Raw genomic sequence first — 15,474 nt, 5'->3', positions numbered from 1 at the left:
GGTCGAGACAAGGGATGGCGCCAGCATCAGGGCTGACGGGGACTCCCTGGTTGCGGATTCAGCAGGAAAGGGGTGACTTCGGCGGCAGGCAACTTGGGCGCTACCGTATCCACCGCCTGTTTCTGCTGCTGGTTGAGCTTGATGCGGGCTCTATCTCGCCCGGCCTCGATCAGCTTGGGATTGTCCAGCGGCCCCTCAACCCTAAAATCGATGCGGGTCACCACATCCACCACTGGCTCCAGCAGTTTGGAGAGGGCCAGCACATAAAGACCCGTGATCGGCGTCAGCGAGAAGGCCGCCACCACCGGCAGGGTGCCGCCCAGATTGGGGGAGAAGCTCAACTCGTAGTCAAGCCGCCAGCGCACCAGATCGGCGATGCCTTCACCACGCAGGTTGCCCGCGGCCCCCTTCATGTAGAAGTCCTTGTTATCCATCACCCCCTGCTTGATCTTGGCCGAGGCGGACATGGATTCGAAGTAGAAGCCCTTGTCGAACACATCGCGAAAATCGAGCCGCAACTTGCGCAGCATGGAGTCGAGACTGAGCAGGGAGAGCAGTCGCGCCCCCTTGTCATTGACCTCCCGCAGCGTGCCCCCTTCCAGTTGATAGTTGGCGCTGCCAGCCAGGGTCGGCAGGCTCAGTCGGTAGGGCACATCATTCCAGCTCAGATCCAGTGCCATCTTGCCGGGCGCATCGCCAATGGGTGAGGTATAGCCGATCCGTTTTAGAAGCAATTCACTGTTTTTACTGGTGATCTTGGCTCTGGCATGGGTCTGCATCCGGCCTGGCTCAGCCAGCCAATCCACTGTGCCCGTCAGCTGGCTCCCCGCCAGCCGCATATCCAGCCCCTTGAGGGTCAGCTTGTTGGCCCCGGGGAGCAGCTCTCCCTTCACCTCGCCGAGCGGCAGTTCGCCGAAGCGGCAATCCACGCAGCTGAAGGTGAACCAGGGAATGGCATCCATGATGGCTTTGTCCTGCCGCGCATCAGGCTCTGGGCTCAGATCCGAACTCTTGCCGGACCAATGGATGCGGGCGAATTTGGCATCGATGGGCTGACGATCAGTCACCGGCAGGCGGATCACCCCCATGACGTCCGGGCTGTCGATCATCACCTCTGTGGCGTCCTTGACCGGGCCCACGGTGAAGTGCACCGCCTTGAGATTGGCACTGCCGATATCGGCGCGGGCCAGCTGGCCATCCACCCACCACTCCTGCGGCAGGAAAGGAGAGCCAACCACGGCACCGCCGCTCGGCGCACTGCTCGCAGGCACCCACTGTTTGAGTCTGGCCAGCCAGCCAGCCACATCGGCCTGTTGCTGGTTGATGGCGAGCAGCATGGGCTTGTCCCGCAGCACCCGAGCCCCCGGCTGGCCTATATTCACCCTGACCCGGCTGAGGTAAGGAACCCCGTCCCCATAAACCAGCCGGCTCTGCAAATCCACGTCGGCCCCCAGCACGGCGCGAATGTCGGCACTGCCGTCACGCCCGCGCACTGTCACCTTGAGCGGCAATCGGCTGTTGGCTGCCTTGGTCAGGGGGAGCGGCAGATCCAGCGCCATGCCCTGCAGATTGGAGTCCATCGCCAGCTGGAAGCTGAACGGTTTGTCATTGGGCAGGGTCAGCCCCAGGGTACCGGCCCAGTTGCTGCGCCCCTTGAGGATATCGAAGGCGGGAATCTTGCGCTGCTCGCGGCGGCTGTCCCACTGTCCCTTGAACTTGAGATCCACCTGATAGCGGTTCGGCAGCTGTTTGCCCTGATAATCCAGGGTCAGCGGCTGGTTCCACAGGCTGGCCTTGAGGTTGCTGAACCGGGTCTGCTCGTTGTCATATTCGAGGCGCCCCTGTACCTGCTCCAGCGGCAGATCCAGGCTGGCGACCCGCACCTTGTTGTGGTTGAACAGGGCATCGCCGCTCGCCTTGACCTCGCTTTCACCATCGAGGGGAATATCCAGCTTGACCGACCCCTTGAGCGGGCCCCGGATCTCTATCTCCCGCAACGCCTGACCAACGGAATCCCCCAGCGGAGAGTCCTGCAGGTAGTCGCTGATGGCCTTGCCCTCACCCTCTACCTTGGCATCCACATAGAGATGGGCGCCGGGATAGAGATCCGGGATCCAGGCATGGACCGAGTCGGAGCTGGCCTTGCCAAGGTGGGTGGAACGGCTGTTCATGTCGAGACTGGCGTTCTGGAACAGCAGATCGATCTGCAGGTCGGTGAGGGGTTGCCAACCGGGGAAGAACTGGAAAGTCGCCTGCTCGAGCGGAACCGCCACCTGGAAGATGCCCTCACCCTTGCTGTAGGGGAAATCCTTGAACTCGCCGTACCAGAGCAGGTCGGCGCCCTTGGCCTGACCCCCCTTGATGGCGCCGCTCAGGTAATCCACCAGGCTCTTGTCCATCACCTGCAACGGATAGTAGCGATCCGCGTTGCCCGCATTCTTGACGTCGATGCGGCCTGTCAGCGCGAGGAAGGTATGTTCGAACAGATCCATCCTGAAGCGGCTGTCGAGGCGCAGATCCGGGTTGTCCAGCGCCACATCCTGACCATAGAGCACCCAGCCCTGCGGGACTTGCCACCAGTCGAGCCGTGCCGAGAAGCTGTCCACCGGGATCGGCTCCTTGAAGTGGCGGGCAGGATCCACCTTGTCATTGGCAAGGGCCAGTCGGGCACTGCCCCCCGTCGGGGTCAGCCAGAATTCGCCATTGAGATCCTGCACCCCGGGCACATCCTGCCAGGCGCTGACCTTGATGTGGGATAGCCGGCCACTGAGGGAGAGCCCACGCCAGCCGGCATCAGCCTGCAAAATGAGATCCTGCAGCTGACCCTTGGGCTGGGTGCGCTTGAGGGTCTCGGTCAGTTCGGGGTAGAGACCTGACACCAGCTGGCTCAGGTTGGCGACCTGATCGAGATCGACGGCAGGCACATAACCCTGGATGCGGGAGCCGATCCGCTCGAGCTGCAAGCGGCTGCGCAACCAGGGTTTGCCATCGAGCTTGAAGGTCATGTCATGGCTGGCGAGCTGCCACTCCTCACCATCCCGGCGCAGCTGGATCTTGCCCCCCTGCAGGCCAAGGCGGTGCATGACATCCTGCTTCTCATCCTTCCAGATCAGGTAGTTGTCGCCAAACGCCAGCAGGGACTCTCCCAGCTGGCCGTCGGCAAATTCACTCCAGAGCTGGAAATCGAGCTGGCCGGCGACCTTGGGCTCACCGGCATGGATCCGCGCCAACATGGGGCTGACGTCGAACTGGCTGGCGCCGAGATAGAGTTGGCCCCGCAAGCGATCGAGCCGCACCTCGGGGGTATCCACATCCAAGATGAGATCTATAGTGCTCTCGCCCACCCCGTTGATGAGATAGGCCTTGCCGACCCCCTGATGGCGTTTGCCGCGGTTCTGCCAGCGCAGTTGGGCGATATCGAGGGCCCGCACCTCCCCCAGCGCCGTCGTCAGGCTGAGGCGGGTATCGTGAATATCGAAAGTGGAGAGCTGGGTGAGCAAGAAGCGCAGCAACGCCTGCTGCTGATCGACGCCGCCACGGGTATCGGTATCGGCGGACTGAGCCAGATCCAGCGCTATGTCACCATCGCTCAGTATGAGCTGGCCGAACACAGGCCTGAGTTCATTGAGGGAGCGCCAGAAATCAAGGTGAGCCCACACCTTGCCAAGACGCAGGGCGAAGCGACCCGAATCCGGCGCTATCGCCAGCTGTTGCAGCTCGAGCGCCGGGCCGCGCTGGGTCCAGTCCAGGCCTATGTGTTCAACACTGGCCTCCAGCTGATTGTCGGCCAGCAGGGCATCGAGCAGTGCCTGTCTGTGCTGATTGAGCAAAGGGCCGCCAAAGCGCACCAGACTGACCAGAATGGCCAGCAGCACGAAGAAGACCCCGAGGGCCAACCAGCCCCGACTCAACCAGCGATAGACCAATTACATCATCACCACATCGAACTGTTCCTGACCACAGAGGGGCTCACTCACCACCCTGACCTGCTTGCCGATGAACACCTCCAGCTCGGCGAGACTGTGGGACTCCTCGCCGCGCAGATAGTCGATCACGGCCGGTGCGGCGTAAACGGTGAACTGATCCGCATCATAGGCGCGGTTGACCCGGATGATCTCCCGCAGGATCTCGAAACAGACCGACTCCACCGTCTTGACCCGACCGCGCCCCTTGCACTCGGGGCATTCGGAGCAGAGCACGTGCTCCAGGCTTTCGCGGGTGCGCTTGCGGGTCATCTCCACCAGACCGAGCTGGGAGAAACCGTTCACGTTGGTCTTGGCGCGATCCTTGGCCAGCGCCTGTTCCAGACTGTGCAGCACACGGCGACGATGATCTTCCGACTGCATGTCGATGAAATCGATGATGATGATACCGCCGAGGTTGCGCAGGCGCAGGTGGCGGGCGATGGCAGCCGTCGCCTCGACGTTGGTATTGAAGATGGTCTCTTCCAGATTGCGATGCCCCACGAAGGCGCCCGTGTTGATGTCCACAGTGGTCATAGCTTCGGTCTGGTCGATGATGAGGTAGCCACCGGACTTGAGCTCTACCTTGCGTTCCAGCGCGCGCTGGATCTCGTTCTCCACATCGTAGAGATCGAAAATCGGCGACTCGCCCGGGTAATACTCCAGCTTGCCGGCCAGCTCGGGCACGTACTCCTCGGTGAAGCGCTTGAGCTGATCGAAGCTCTGGCGTGAATCGACCCGGATCTTGTCCAGTTCGGCACCGACGAAGTCGCGCACCACCCGAAACGCCAGGCTGGGATCCTCGTAGAGGATCTTGCAGGGAGGATACTTGTGCTTGCGCTCCAGGATCTTGCGCCACAGGCGTTTAAGGAAGGCGGCATCCTGCTCCAGCTCCTGCTCACCCACCCCTTCGGCGGCGGTACGGATGATGTAGCCACCCAGATCGTCCACATAACCGGCCACGGTACGCTTGAGGCGCTCGCGCTCCGCTTCGGACTCGATACGCTGGGAGACACCGACGTGGGCGCTGCCGGGCATGAACACCAGATAGCGGGATGGCAGGGTAATGTCGGTGGTGAGGCGGGCCCCCTTGGTACCCAGTGGATCTTTCACCACCTGCACCATGATGTCCTGGCCCTGGCGCACCAGCTCGGCGATGTTGCCGGCCTGGAACTGCTCCTTCTCCTTCACCGCCACACACTCGGTGTGCGGCACTATGTCGGAAGCGTGCAGGAACGCCGCCTTGTCCATGCCGATATCGACGAAAGCCGCCTGCATCCCGGGCAGAACCCGACTGATCTTGCCTTTGTAGATATTGCCCACTATGCCACGCTTGGCCTGACGCTCTACGTGCACTTCCTGCAGCAGACCGTTTTCGACCAGGGCGACACGGGTTTCGGAGGGGGTGACGTTCACCAGCAGTTCTACCGACATAAGTTACCTTGCCTGTTCCAGTTTTGAATTCTATAAAGCCAATCCGGTACAACGCGCGCAAGGGAGAACGCAGCAGAGCACAGCTGACGAAAAATTATCGGACCTGTTCCAGATGATGCTTGATCAACAGATCCGTTTCCAGCAGGGGCAGACCGACAACGGCGCTGTAGCTCCCCTCAATCCGGCTGACAAACTTGCCGGCAATCCCCTGGATCGCATAGGCACCGGCCTTGTCACAGGGCTCGCCCGTGCGCCAGTAGGCTTCGATCTCGGCCTCATCCAGCTTGCGAAACGCCACATTGGTGGTGACCAGTCGCACATCGCAGCGATCCGGGGTAGCCAGCGCTACCGCCGTCATCACCTGATGCACCTTGCCGGAGAGCGCTTCCAGCATGTCTTTGGCGTCGAGCAGGTCGGAGGGCTTCTCGAGCACCCGATCACCCAGCACCACTATGGTGTCGGCGCCCAGCACAGGCAGCATGGTCGGGGCAGCCGCCACCCCGGCCATCGCCTTGTCGCGGGCGAGGCGACAGACATAATCCTGTGCCTTTTCACCCTCTTCACGCCGCTCTGGCACGTCCAGTCTGAGTACCTCGAAGCGGTAGCCCAGCTGGGCGAGTAGTTCATGGCGGCGGGGCGAGCCCGAGGCAAGATAGAGTTGCAGTTCGTTGTGCTTGTTCATATTCACTTAATGAGATGAGGTAGAGTTGCAGTTCGCTGTGCTTATTCATATTCGCTTAATGAGCTGAGGTAAAGTTGTAGTTCGTTGTTTTTGCTCATATTCACTTGATATTGAAGCGACGGCGCACCTTGCGCAAGACCAGAAAAACCCAGGGCCATATTAGCATCGTGCTCAGGGTCGACCAAAAGTAGGCGAAATTGAGGCTGGCACGGCTGAACAGGTGCTCGGCCCAGAAGATGGTCACCTTGCCCACCAGCGAGAGACAGCCGATGATCAGCGCCTGTTGCCAGAGGGAGAAGTTGCGGATCTTCTGAAACTGGAAGGCCGCCAGATAGGTGGTGATGGCCATGGCCATGGCCCGCACGCCGAGCGTGCTGCCCAGCAGCACATCCAGCAGCAGGCCCGCCACCCAGGCGGAGCCGACGTTGGTGCGGTGCGGCAAGGCCAGCGCCCAGTAGATGAGCACCATGGCGAGCCAGTCCGGACGGAAGGGTTCAAATTGAAAGGGAAGCGGCAGGATCGACAGGCACAGAGCCAGCAGGATCGAGATCCAGATCCAGATCCTGCCGCTGGCGGGTTCTAGCATCAGCGTGTTGCTCCCGCTGCCGAGGTTGCCGGCGCGGCTGGCGCCACGTCATCATCATGCACATCCGGTTTCTTGTCGGTCCACAGCAAGAGCAGGTAGCGCAATCTGTCCAGTGCCACCAGCGGCTTGGCTTCGACCTGGGCGAAGGGTTTGCCCTCCACATAGTCGGAGCGGGTCACGGTCGCTACCGGATAACCTTCCGGGAAGCGGCCGCCGAGCCCGGAGGTGACCAGCAGATCGCCGACCTGCACATCCGTGTTGCGCGGCAGGTTGCGCAGCTCCAGCTTGTCCAACTCGCCGCTGCCGGAGGCAATGGCGCGCAGGTCGTTGCGCAGCACCCGCACCGGAATGCCGTGGCTGGAGTCGGTCACAAGCAGGACGCGACTGGTGGTGGAACCCACGTGCAGCACCTGACCTATGACACCCTGATCGTTGATCACCGGCTGGCCGTTATAGACACCGTCCAGCGCCCCCTTGTTGATCAGCACCTGATGGCTGAAGGGGTCGGAATCCACAGACAGCAGCTCGGCCACCATCTTGCGGGACTCCTTGTGCACCGGCGAACCGAGCAGCTCACGCAGACGCTGGTTCTCGTGCTCCAGATGATCCATCTTGAGCAGGCGCGAACGCAGGGTGAACAGCTGTTGCTCCTGCTGCTTGGTCTGCTCGATAAGGCCTGCCCGGGTCTGCACCTGGGTCGACATGGTATCGAGCATGATACCTGGCGCATTGGCTATGTATTGCAACGGGCTGACAAGGGAACTGAGGTAGACGCGGACGTGGGTAAACACACCGAAGCGGGAGTCCGCTACGATGGCAGCAATGGAGATGATGACGGCGAGAAACAACCGTAACTGAAGCGAAGGGCCTCTACCAAAAATGGGTTTCATGGGTCGTCAAAAAAGAGCCGGCGCGCTGGCCGGCTTTGGGTCTTATTCGTAGTGGAACAGGTCGCCACCGTGCATATCGATCAGCTCCAGCGCCTTGCCGCCGCCACGGGCCACACAGGTGAGGGGATCTTCGGCAACCACGACTGGTATGCCGGTCTCTTCCATCAGCAGACGGTCGATATCCTTCAGCAGTGCGCCACCACCGGTCAGCACCATGCCGCGCTCGGAGATGTCGGACGCCAGTTCCGGCGGAGACTGCTCCAGCGCCACCATAACGGCGGAGACGATACCGGACAGCGGCTCTTGCAGCGCTTCCAGGATCTCGTTGGAGTTGAGGGTGAAGCTGCGCGGCACACCTTCGGCCAGGTTGCGACCACGGACTTCGATCTCGCGCACCTCTTCGCCCGGATAGGCGGAGCCGATTTCGTGCTTGATGCGCTCGGCTGTCGCTTCCCCGATCAGGCTGCCGTAGTTGCGACGGACGTAGCTGATGATGGCTTCGTCAAATTTGTCGCCACCGATACGGACAGACTGGGAGTAAACCACGCCGTTCAGGGAAATGATGGCCACTTCAGTAGTACCACCACCGATATCGACCACCATGGAACCGGTCGCTTCGGAGACCGGCAAGCCGGCGCCGATGGCGGCAGCCATGGGTTCGTCGATCAGGTAAACCTCACGGGCGCCAGCGCCCAGTGCGGATTCCTTGATGGCGCGGCGTTCTACCTGGGTAGAGCCACACGGCACGCACACCAGCACACGGGGGCTGGGGCGGAAATAGTTGTTGTCGTGAACCTGCTTGATAAAGTGCTGCAGCATCTTCTCGGTCACGTAGAAGTCGGCGATGACGCCGTCTTTCATCGGACGGATAGCGGAGATGTTGCCTGGGGTACGACCCAGCATCTGCTTGGCGGCATGACCGACGGCAGCGACCGATTTGGCGTTCCCGCGCTCTTGGCGAATGGCGACAACTGAGGGTTCGTTAAGGACGATCCCTTGATCTTTTACGTAGATCAGGGTGTTGGCAGTTCCCAAGTCGATCGACAGATCGTTGGAAAAGACGCCTCTGAGCTTTTTGAACATGGCTACGGGAAATCCTAAGAATTTGGAGGTGCAGAAAACCGGCTAACTTTACCAATGCCTACCCCAATGGGCAAGCGCTCAAACTGTCGCCAATCAATCAGTCGCGACAAAAATGCGAGTCATCACTCACTCGCACAGGCCGACAAACGCTAATAAACAAGAAGATAGGGGGGAAGATCCCGAAGATCCGCCGCCCCGCCTCCGCTACTGCATCACTTCACGCCGATAAATAATTCTGTCATTACCTCTGCTGGAGCCAAAAATGGCCTCACCTTGCAGGCTAACGGGGTCAGATAACCAGAGCGGCTGAGCCGGCTGTTTTGACAAGTCGACCTTGTAGGGAATGCGTACCGAGATATCCGGCTTGGCAAACTGGAACAGGATCTCACCATCTGTGGCTGTAGCCGACATAACTCCCGGGGGCGGATCCCCCAGCCCCAGCCTGATCTTGCGATTGGCTCCCAGATTCAGGTCTTGGGTGGCCACATCAAAGGTGTGACTCGGATTGATGAAGTTGATCCCATCACCGGCGAGAGAGAGCAGAGTGCATTGATCTTCCTCGTTGAGCAGCCAGTCGCCTGATTCGTAATATTGCATTTGCAGTGGAATAGCCAGCGGCGCTGCTGCGAGCCCCGCCCCAGTGCCCGCCAGCAATCGGCCAAAATAGGCTTTCATGGATGTCGCATCGATAAGGCGAGCATTGCAGCCACTACCGCTGCAATTGCCGACCACGGCATCGTTGAAGTCGGGGCTGGCAATCAATGTTTTGTCGCCATCGTTGTCTTTCATATACAGACCAAACAGCAAAGATTTGTATGGGCCGTCCTGTTGAGTGTCGGAGAGGCGCACAAACTCGCTATTACCAGTAAACTGCGCCCGCCCATTGATCCAAGGCAGCGTCGACAAGCTGCGCAACCGGGCCGACAAGGAGTTACCATCCTTGTTGTTGGCAACCGAGAGATAGGCATCCCCCTTGGCAAAGAGCCCCGTATAGTTCTGGGTCTGCCCACCTGCCGTGTTCCGGGCCCACACATCCAGCGTGACGCCGAAGGACTGCCCCATATAAGAGAACGCATTGCAGGCCGGCACTATGTCGCCACTGACCAGATTGAAGTCGGCCGGGATAAAGCGTCCCACCGGCTGGCTCTGACTCGGCGGGACGGTAGTATTGAAGTAGCCGTTGGTCGGCGGGGTCGCTGTCAGCCTGAAGACCCCCACCTCGCTGACGCTCTGTTCTATGCTGGTCGTCCCGTTGGCCGCGGCGCCATGGTCATAGCTGGTTTTACCCAGGCTGGCGGTACTGCCCGGCGTCGGCGCCACGAGAGTATTGCCCAAGGCGATGCCGTTGAGCGAGAAATTGGGAGTAGCAAGATTGCCTGTACAGATATCCCCATCATTGGCCGACTCCCAGGCCATCGCCTTGATATCGACCTGGAATGTCTCTCCCGCTTTCTTGAAGACCGGGCAGCTGCTATCGCCTGCCGCGCAGACCCCTTGCGGGGGCGTAATGCACAAGCCGACAGGGCGTGCCACGAACTGGTCTGAACCGAGCATCACCAGACCCGCCTCGTTACCAGTGCCATCATAACGGGCATCCAGCTGTACCTTGCCTGCATCCGGATACTTGACCGTTATGGTCGACTGCCCTTGCGCATCAAACGCCAGGGACACGGGGACAGCAGTCCCCTGACTGGTGCCAAGCACGCTGCTGTTGACACTTATCTTGCTGTTGCTGAGGTTGCTGGCCGGGGATATGTAGCTGCTCCAGAATTTGACGCTCTTGGTCTGGCTGGCAAACCCGGGTACGCACTGTTTGGTCACGTCACTCTTCTTGACCGCCTTGATGGTCACCGTCTGCGGCTGATTGGAGTAGGTATCCGGCACGTCGAAGAAAAAGCCGCTGTCGGCAAAACTCAGGGTGCAGGCGGCCACGCTGGGGGTTCCATTACCTGACTTGCACAAGGTAGTACTGAATGGTTTGGTGGTCGGGGTCGAGCCGGACACCCCGATAGTAACCGCCGAAGCGGTGTTATTGCGAAGCTGGACCGTGGTGGAGCCGCCACTGAACGCCACCGTATTGCCGCCGATCCAACCATTGCTGCTGGACGTCGGCGTCAGACTCAAGGTCGCCGTAACAGGGTCCGTAATAAGGGCGCTACAAGCCGCATCGGCACAGGCCTTGATAGTGACCGTCTCCGGATTGCACGTCAGCGCCTGACCGGAGTGATCGAGTTGGAAATGATCGATCTGTACGCCGACCGGGCTGGATCGCAGGGCACAGATCCGCACGTTGTCGATTTCGTGGAAATTGGTCACCGAGCCTGTAGAACCGGTCAGAGAGAGCAGGAAATTGGTGGGTACCGCAGCCTGACCGGTCTGACTCGCCATGTTGATGGGTCCAACCAGAGAGGTGTAGCCAGCCCCGGTGTCTCGCTCCACGGTAGCCAACGAGCTGCCAGTGGTCCGGGAGTCGACAGTAATACGATAACGGTGGGGGCGATTGCTATTCGTACCACTGTCAACGGCCGGGTTCAGGTTGCTTGTAGTGCCAGCCAGATAACGGTAGCCCGAGGTGCCCGAGCCTGAGCCACGAATGGAAACTGCCTGAGGGCGGGATCCCAGATTGTAGGATCCACCTTCATTGGCATAGTTGCCGTACTCGTCGAGCCCCACCCCCAGCCAACCGCCCGCAAAGCCACTGATCCCGGTCTTGAAGCCATAGCCCAACGGGCCGCCAAAGGCACCAGGCTGGGGGGTCAGGGTGGAATCGGAAAGCACCACCGCCATCCCGTCTGCACCGCTCGAACCAGACGTCTTGTAGGCGAACTGATCGAACTCGACCGTCACCAGGTTGCTGGCTCCTGGGAACAGCCGTTGAAAGGTGGCCGACGTAGCCTGATTGGTCGTGTTTTGGGTCAGTCTTAAACGACCATTCTGCACCGATGGTAACGTACTGTTGTTGCGCTGGGCTACCACCCAGCTGTCCGGGTTGATCTGGGCGCTGTCAAAGCCGTCGGCAAAGCAGGTCAGCATGGGGGTCAGCACCGCCTCGTTGATGCTCGACTGGGAATCCATGCTCAAATAGCGTGCAGTGACACGACCATAGACTGCCGCATAATTATTCATGGTCAGTTTATTGTCACCATAGAGGTAACCATAGAATGTGGTGGCATTGTCGAGCACCATGTTGCCGTAATTAACCCAGATAAGGCTCCCTTGGTTATTGCTGTTGATGTTGACCGTATTGAACAGGGTGACGTCCTGATTGACAAAAATCCGGGTAGTGCCACTGCCAGAGAGGCGAATGGTCACGTTGTCGATATTCAACTTGTCGATAAAATAGTCACCGTCCCCCAGTATCAGAGTCGCCCTGTTACGCAGAGTCAGGGTCTTGATCTGATACTCGCTGCGACTCGGGAACGTTATGGTGCAGTTGTCCACTGTCATGGTGCGATAAGAAGCGCTGGATGCAGTTCGTGAGCCCGATGAGCAGGTCAGGTCATTATTGGCACCAATGGTCGGAAATTTATTGTTTCCACTCAGGGGTAGACCCTGAATGTCACTACCAGTAACCGCGCATACTTCATAGCCGCCAGCACCATCATCGCAACGGGGAGTATTATTCTGATCGGGCTGGATGGAACAGAAATTGAGTGGCAGACCACCGGTACCGTTGATCTTGGAATTGTTAAACTGAATCAGCTGGTTACCGTTTATCTGATGGCAGGTATTGCTGCTATTACCATGGTGACCCTGAACCACAGCTGGGAAAACTGTGCCGATGTCGATGGGATCGAACGCCCACGCCTGACTACCAAGAAGGGCCAGACCCCATAGCCATTTCATCATAAACCTCCATCATAGGCTTCGGCCGTCACTGTCCTGCTCACGGCAAAATCGGGGTTGGCACTGCCGAGATCGGTCGAGCCACAGGAGCCGACACTGAGCAGACGGTAGCCATTGGTCACCTCTCCGTTATAGGTCACGGGCAGTTGCACGCAACTGATCCTTGCCTCGCAGCCAGCCAGTCCAGAATTGCCATTAAACACAGGTGATGAGAGTACCCACTCGCAGCGATCAAGCGGTGATGGCGGTGTCGGTCTATTGGGAAACAGCTGATACAAGGCTATCTCCAGCCCGCTCTGTGCCGCCAGCAAGGCGCGCACACTGCGCACCTCCACTGCATTTTTCTCGCTGCTGTCCACCAGAAAACGCCCCATGGCCGCCGCCAGCAGCGCCATCACCACAATCACAAACAGGGCGATCATCAAGGCGCTGCCTCGCATCCGTCCGAACGCATGTGGATCAGGGCACATTGAACACCTCTATCTTGTGGTTGAAGGTGACCGACTCCCCTTTGCGCTCGAACACAAAGCGCATGCCAAACTCCCCTTCTGCATTGAAGGCCGAAGTCTCCCGATAGAAGCTGCCAGTGCGTAGCGACTCTGCCATCAAGGTTCCCAAAGGCATGGTACTGCTAGCGCCACTGAGCACACCGGTGGCGCGGTACAAGGCACCACCTTCGGCACAATAGCGCACCTGCTCGCGGGCAAAGTAGACCCGGCTGCCGGGGGATAAGCCAGCCAGACTATCGGCACGGGTATAGCGGATGCTTTGCGCCCCGGAAACAGGTGCTGACACCCCCAAAACCTGGGCCACACAGCGTCCGTAATCGCAGCCAGCGATCAGCGAACCGGCATTTTTGTCCGGCACGGGGAAGACGATCATCAGGTCCCCCTCGGTGACGGCATTGGCATCCAGGTTCAGTGGATTGGCAGCCGAGGCGGGGGTTGCCATCACCAGCTCCAGGGTGGCGCTGCTACCTGATATCGCACGATTCAGGGTGATATAACGGCTGGAGGTGCTGATGGGCCAGAAACTCAGGCAAGGGCCAGCGTCGACCCAGACTCCATCTGTCGTCTCTATCCGCTCCGAGCCGGGGACCGCATCGCGAACTTCACGGTTGAGCCGCTCCATGGCAAAGCGGGCATCGCTCATCAGCTGTTCGCGACTGCTGGCATCGCCATAGATCTGGCTGCCAATGCCGATAAACTGGCTGGTAAAGGTCGCCATTATGCCGAGCAGCAGGATCACCATCACCAGCTCGACCAGGGTAAAACCGCGGGCACGCCCAAGTCTGGCGCAGGTTCGATTCGCCTGCCGGCGTAATCGGACATCGGAAGCAGGATCGGACACTCGGACACGATCGCAAAGCCGACCCATCAGTAGTTCCCCCGATAGAAGGAGAAGTCGAGCCGACTCTCGTCAGGCAGCTTCACTTGCAGATCAATGCGTTTGCCCACAGAGCAGGGAGCCGTGCAGTTCTTGAAAGTGCCATCGCTGAAATCGACCCCGCTCACCGCAATTTTCACCTGGTAGTTGCGATACTCCTCGCCGCTGATCCCCGCCGCAGTCTGGGTAAACCGATTGGCATCCACCCAGTTGCCTGCGGTATCAAAGTCATCCACATCGTTGTAGGCATAAGGCACTGGCTCGCCATCGGGGCCATAGGCACTGGGTTGCCAACCTGTGATGGCCGGAGCGGGAGGCCGCTGGGTGCATGCCACACCGACAGGGCAGCTGCAATCCCCATAAAACTGGCCATTGAAGGTCTCACCACAGCGATAGACGCCACCGTTATGATCCGACTGCTCATCGAACGACTTTTGCAGCATCTCACCGGCCAGACGCTGGGCCAGCTGGGCGGCACGCACCTGCTGCACCGGATCCACGGCCTGGGGCGCCTGATTGATCAAGAGCCCCAGAATGCCGGTCAGCGCCACCGCCAGCAGCACTATGCCGACAATGAGCTCAATCAGGGTAAAACCGCGATCAGGGGATCTCATGGATATACCCCTCGGGCTCTATCTGGATGCGGCCCGTTTCGTCCCCATCGCTCATCTGCAGAGTGCAGCCACCCGCACAGGCGCCAAGCGGCCGTCCCATCTGATCAAAGCGGAGCACAAAACGGTCACTACCGGTACCGACCAGAGAGATCAGTATGCCGGATGAGGCGCTCACCACCCGGCCACGGGTCAGTTGGTTGTCAGTCCAGCCAGTCAAGGCATCGCTGCCCGGGCAAGGCGTCTGGGCCGTGACGCCATTGGTGCGATGGGCAAAACGGGGGGAGGCGACGATCAACTGGGTACAGCGGCTGGCAGGTTCGTGCATATTGACGGTCTGCACAAGCCGCAGCCGGGTCAGCAGCTCATCACGGAGAGTTTGAGTTTCAAAGCCGCCTTTGCCCAGCAACTTGGGCACGGCAAAGGCGGCCAGAATCCCGAGCAACAGGATCACAATAACCAGTTCAATCAGGGTAAAGCCCTTGGCTGCAGGCATTGGGATTCTCACAAGGGGAAAGAGAAAGCGAGGCCGAAGCCTCGCCTTTTAGCCATTACTTACCACAGTCAGTGCTGACGGCGATGGAGGGAACACCACCCGCTGTAGTAATAGTATTGGCATAGGTCACAGCACATTTGCTGTTTGGCTCATTACTCGGTTTGAACGTCCCCGCAGAGCCAGATACTTCCGCCCAACCATCCAACGCAACAGTCTTAGCCGCATCAGCAGTCACCGGATAACCAAACAGGGTGTTGATGGTCGCTCCCGCTACAGACACTGCTCCAGAAGTACTCTCAATTCCCACTATGGCAGCCTTGCTATATATCATCTGAGCAGCGCTTTGCAGTGATGCTTTCACGCCATCCGCAGCAGCCTTACGTGCATCATCCTGCAAATTCAGGAACTTGGGCGCAGCGGTCACTGCCAGAATGCCCAGAATGATGATCACTATGACCAGCTCGATCAGGGTAAAACCCGCCTGTTTTTTCATTTTAC

The 15,474-nt window shown here is 59.5% G+C and carries 12 protein-coding genes; all 12 read right to left on the bottom strand.

Features of this window, described 5'->3' with window-relative positions:
- Positions 1-26 precede the first annotated feature (26 nt).
- On the bottom strand, positions 27-3,926 hold the full coding sequence (locus tag AC1P02_RS07020) for a YhdP family protein (RefSeq protein ID WP_485184707.1): 3,900 nt from the start codon (positions 3,924-3,926) through the stop codon (positions 27-29).
- Positions 3,927-5,396, bottom strand: a complete 1,470-nt coding sequence (gene rng / locus AC1P02_RS07015) for a ribonuclease G (protein WP_005316349.1) — start codon at positions 5,394-5,396, stop codon at positions 3,927-3,929.
- Positions 5,397-5,490: 94 nt separating this feature from the next.
- Positions 5,491-6,078 carry a Maf family protein gene (locus AC1P02_RS07010; RefSeq protein WP_058394774.1) on the bottom strand — a complete coding sequence of 196 codons (588 nt, stop codon included), beginning with the start codon at positions 6,076-6,078 and terminating at the stop codon, positions 5,491-5,493.
- 100 nt (positions 6,079-6,178) lie between these two features.
- Positions 6,179-6,664 (bottom strand): rod shape-determining protein MreD, encoded by a 486-nt coding sequence (mreD, locus tag AC1P02_RS07005; RefSeq protein ID WP_005316354.1) that lies wholly within the window; start codon positions 6,662-6,664, stop codon positions 6,179-6,181.
- Positions 6,664-7,554, bottom strand: a complete 891-nt coding sequence (gene mreC / locus AC1P02_RS07000) for a rod shape-determining protein MreC (protein WP_017412500.1) — start codon at positions 7,552-7,554, stop codon at positions 6,664-6,666. Before mreC ends, mreD begins: the two co-directional genes overlap by 1 nt.
- 42 nt (positions 7,555-7,596) lie before the next feature.
- Complete coding sequence (locus AC1P02_RS06995; RefSeq protein WP_005308111.1) at positions 7,597-8,637, bottom strand: rod shape-determining protein; 1,041 nt, start codon at positions 8,635-8,637, stop codon at positions 7,597-7,599.
- A gap of 204 nt (positions 8,638-8,841) precedes the next feature.
- Positions 8,842-12,486 carry a DUF6701 domain-containing protein gene (locus tag AC1P02_RS06990; RefSeq protein ID WP_485184701.1) on the bottom strand — a complete coding sequence of 1,215 codons (3,645 nt, stop codon included), beginning with the start codon at positions 12,484-12,486 and terminating at the stop codon, positions 8,842-8,844.
- Positions 12,483-12,905, bottom strand: coding sequence for an MSHA biogenesis protein MshP (locus AC1P02_RS06985; RefSeq protein WP_264304388.1), 423 nt, complete (start codon positions 12,903-12,905; stop codon positions 12,483-12,485). The genes AC1P02_RS06990 and AC1P02_RS06985 overlap by 4 nt, the downstream gene beginning before the upstream one ends.
- 37 nt (positions 12,906-12,942) lie before the next feature.
- Positions 12,943-13,860 (bottom strand): PilW family protein, encoded by a 918-nt coding sequence (locus tag AC1P02_RS06980; RefSeq protein ID WP_485184699.1) that lies wholly within the window; start codon positions 13,858-13,860, stop codon positions 12,943-12,945.
- Positions 13,860-14,483 carry a prepilin-type N-terminal cleavage/methylation domain-containing protein gene (locus AC1P02_RS06975; protein WP_485184697.1) on the bottom strand — a complete coding sequence of 208 codons (624 nt, stop codon included), beginning with the start codon at positions 14,481-14,483 and terminating at the stop codon, positions 13,860-13,862. The genes AC1P02_RS06980 and AC1P02_RS06975 overlap by 1 nt, the downstream gene beginning before the upstream one ends.
- Complete coding sequence (locus tag AC1P02_RS06970) at positions 14,470-14,976, bottom strand: pilus assembly FimT family protein (protein ID WP_485184695.1); 507 nt, start codon at positions 14,974-14,976, stop codon at positions 14,470-14,472. The genes AC1P02_RS06975 and AC1P02_RS06970 overlap by 14 nt, the downstream gene beginning before the upstream one ends.
- Before the next feature lie 55 nt (positions 14,977-15,031).
- Positions 15,032-15,469 carry a prepilin-type N-terminal cleavage/methylation domain-containing protein gene (locus tag AC1P02_RS06965; protein ID WP_131730235.1) on the bottom strand — a complete coding sequence of 146 codons (438 nt, stop codon included), beginning with the start codon at positions 15,467-15,469 and terminating at the stop codon, positions 15,032-15,034.
- Between the last annotated feature and the right edge of the window lie 5 nt (positions 15,470-15,474).

The sequence above is a fragment of the Aeromonas sp. TS_SC_11 genome (genome assembly GCF_057318915.1).
This window is presented reverse-complemented; position numbering and strand designations above follow the sequence as displayed.

Bases quoted from the DNA above. Each gene is read 5' to 3' on its own strand.
- rng (WP_005316349.1), bottom strand. From the start codon at position 5,396: ATGTCGGTAGAACTGCTGGTGAACGTCACCCCCTCCGAAACCCGTGTC.
- AC1P02_RS07010 (WP_058394774.1), bottom strand. From the start codon at position 6,078: ATGAACAAGCACAACGAACTGCAACTCTATCTTGCCTCGGGCTCGCCC.
- mreD (WP_005316354.1), bottom strand. From the start codon at position 6,664: ATGCTAGAACCCGCCAGCGGCAGGATCTGGATCTGGATCTCGATCCTG.
- mreC (WP_017412500.1), bottom strand. From the start codon at position 7,554: ATGAAACCCATTTTTGGTAGAGGCCCTTCGCTTCAGTTACGGTTGTTT.
- AC1P02_RS06995 (WP_005308111.1), bottom strand. From the start codon at position 8,637: ATGTTCAAAAAGCTCAGAGGCGTCTTTTCCAACGATCTGTCGATCGAC.
- AC1P02_RS06990 (WP_485184701.1), bottom strand. From the start codon at position 12,486: ATGATGAAATGGCTATGGGGTCTGGCCCTTCTTGGTAGTCAGGCGTGG.
- AC1P02_RS06985 (WP_264304388.1), bottom strand. From the start codon at position 12,905: ATGATCGCCCTGTTTGTGATTGTGGTGATGGCGCTGCTGGCGGCGGCC.
- AC1P02_RS06980 (WP_485184699.1), bottom strand. From the start codon at position 13,860: ATGGGTCGGCTTTGCGATCGTGTCCGAGTGTCCGATCCTGCTTCCGAT.
- AC1P02_RS06975 (WP_485184697.1), bottom strand. From the start codon at position 14,483: ATGAGATCCCCTGATCGCGGTTTTACCCTGATTGAGCTCATTGTCGGC.
- AC1P02_RS06970 (WP_485184695.1), bottom strand. From the start codon at position 14,976: ATGCCTGCAGCCAAGGGCTTTACCCTGATTGAACTGGTTATTGTGATC.
- AC1P02_RS06965 (WP_131730235.1), bottom strand. From the start codon at position 15,469: ATGAAAAAACAGGCGGGTTTTACCCTGATCGAGCTGGTCATAGTGATC.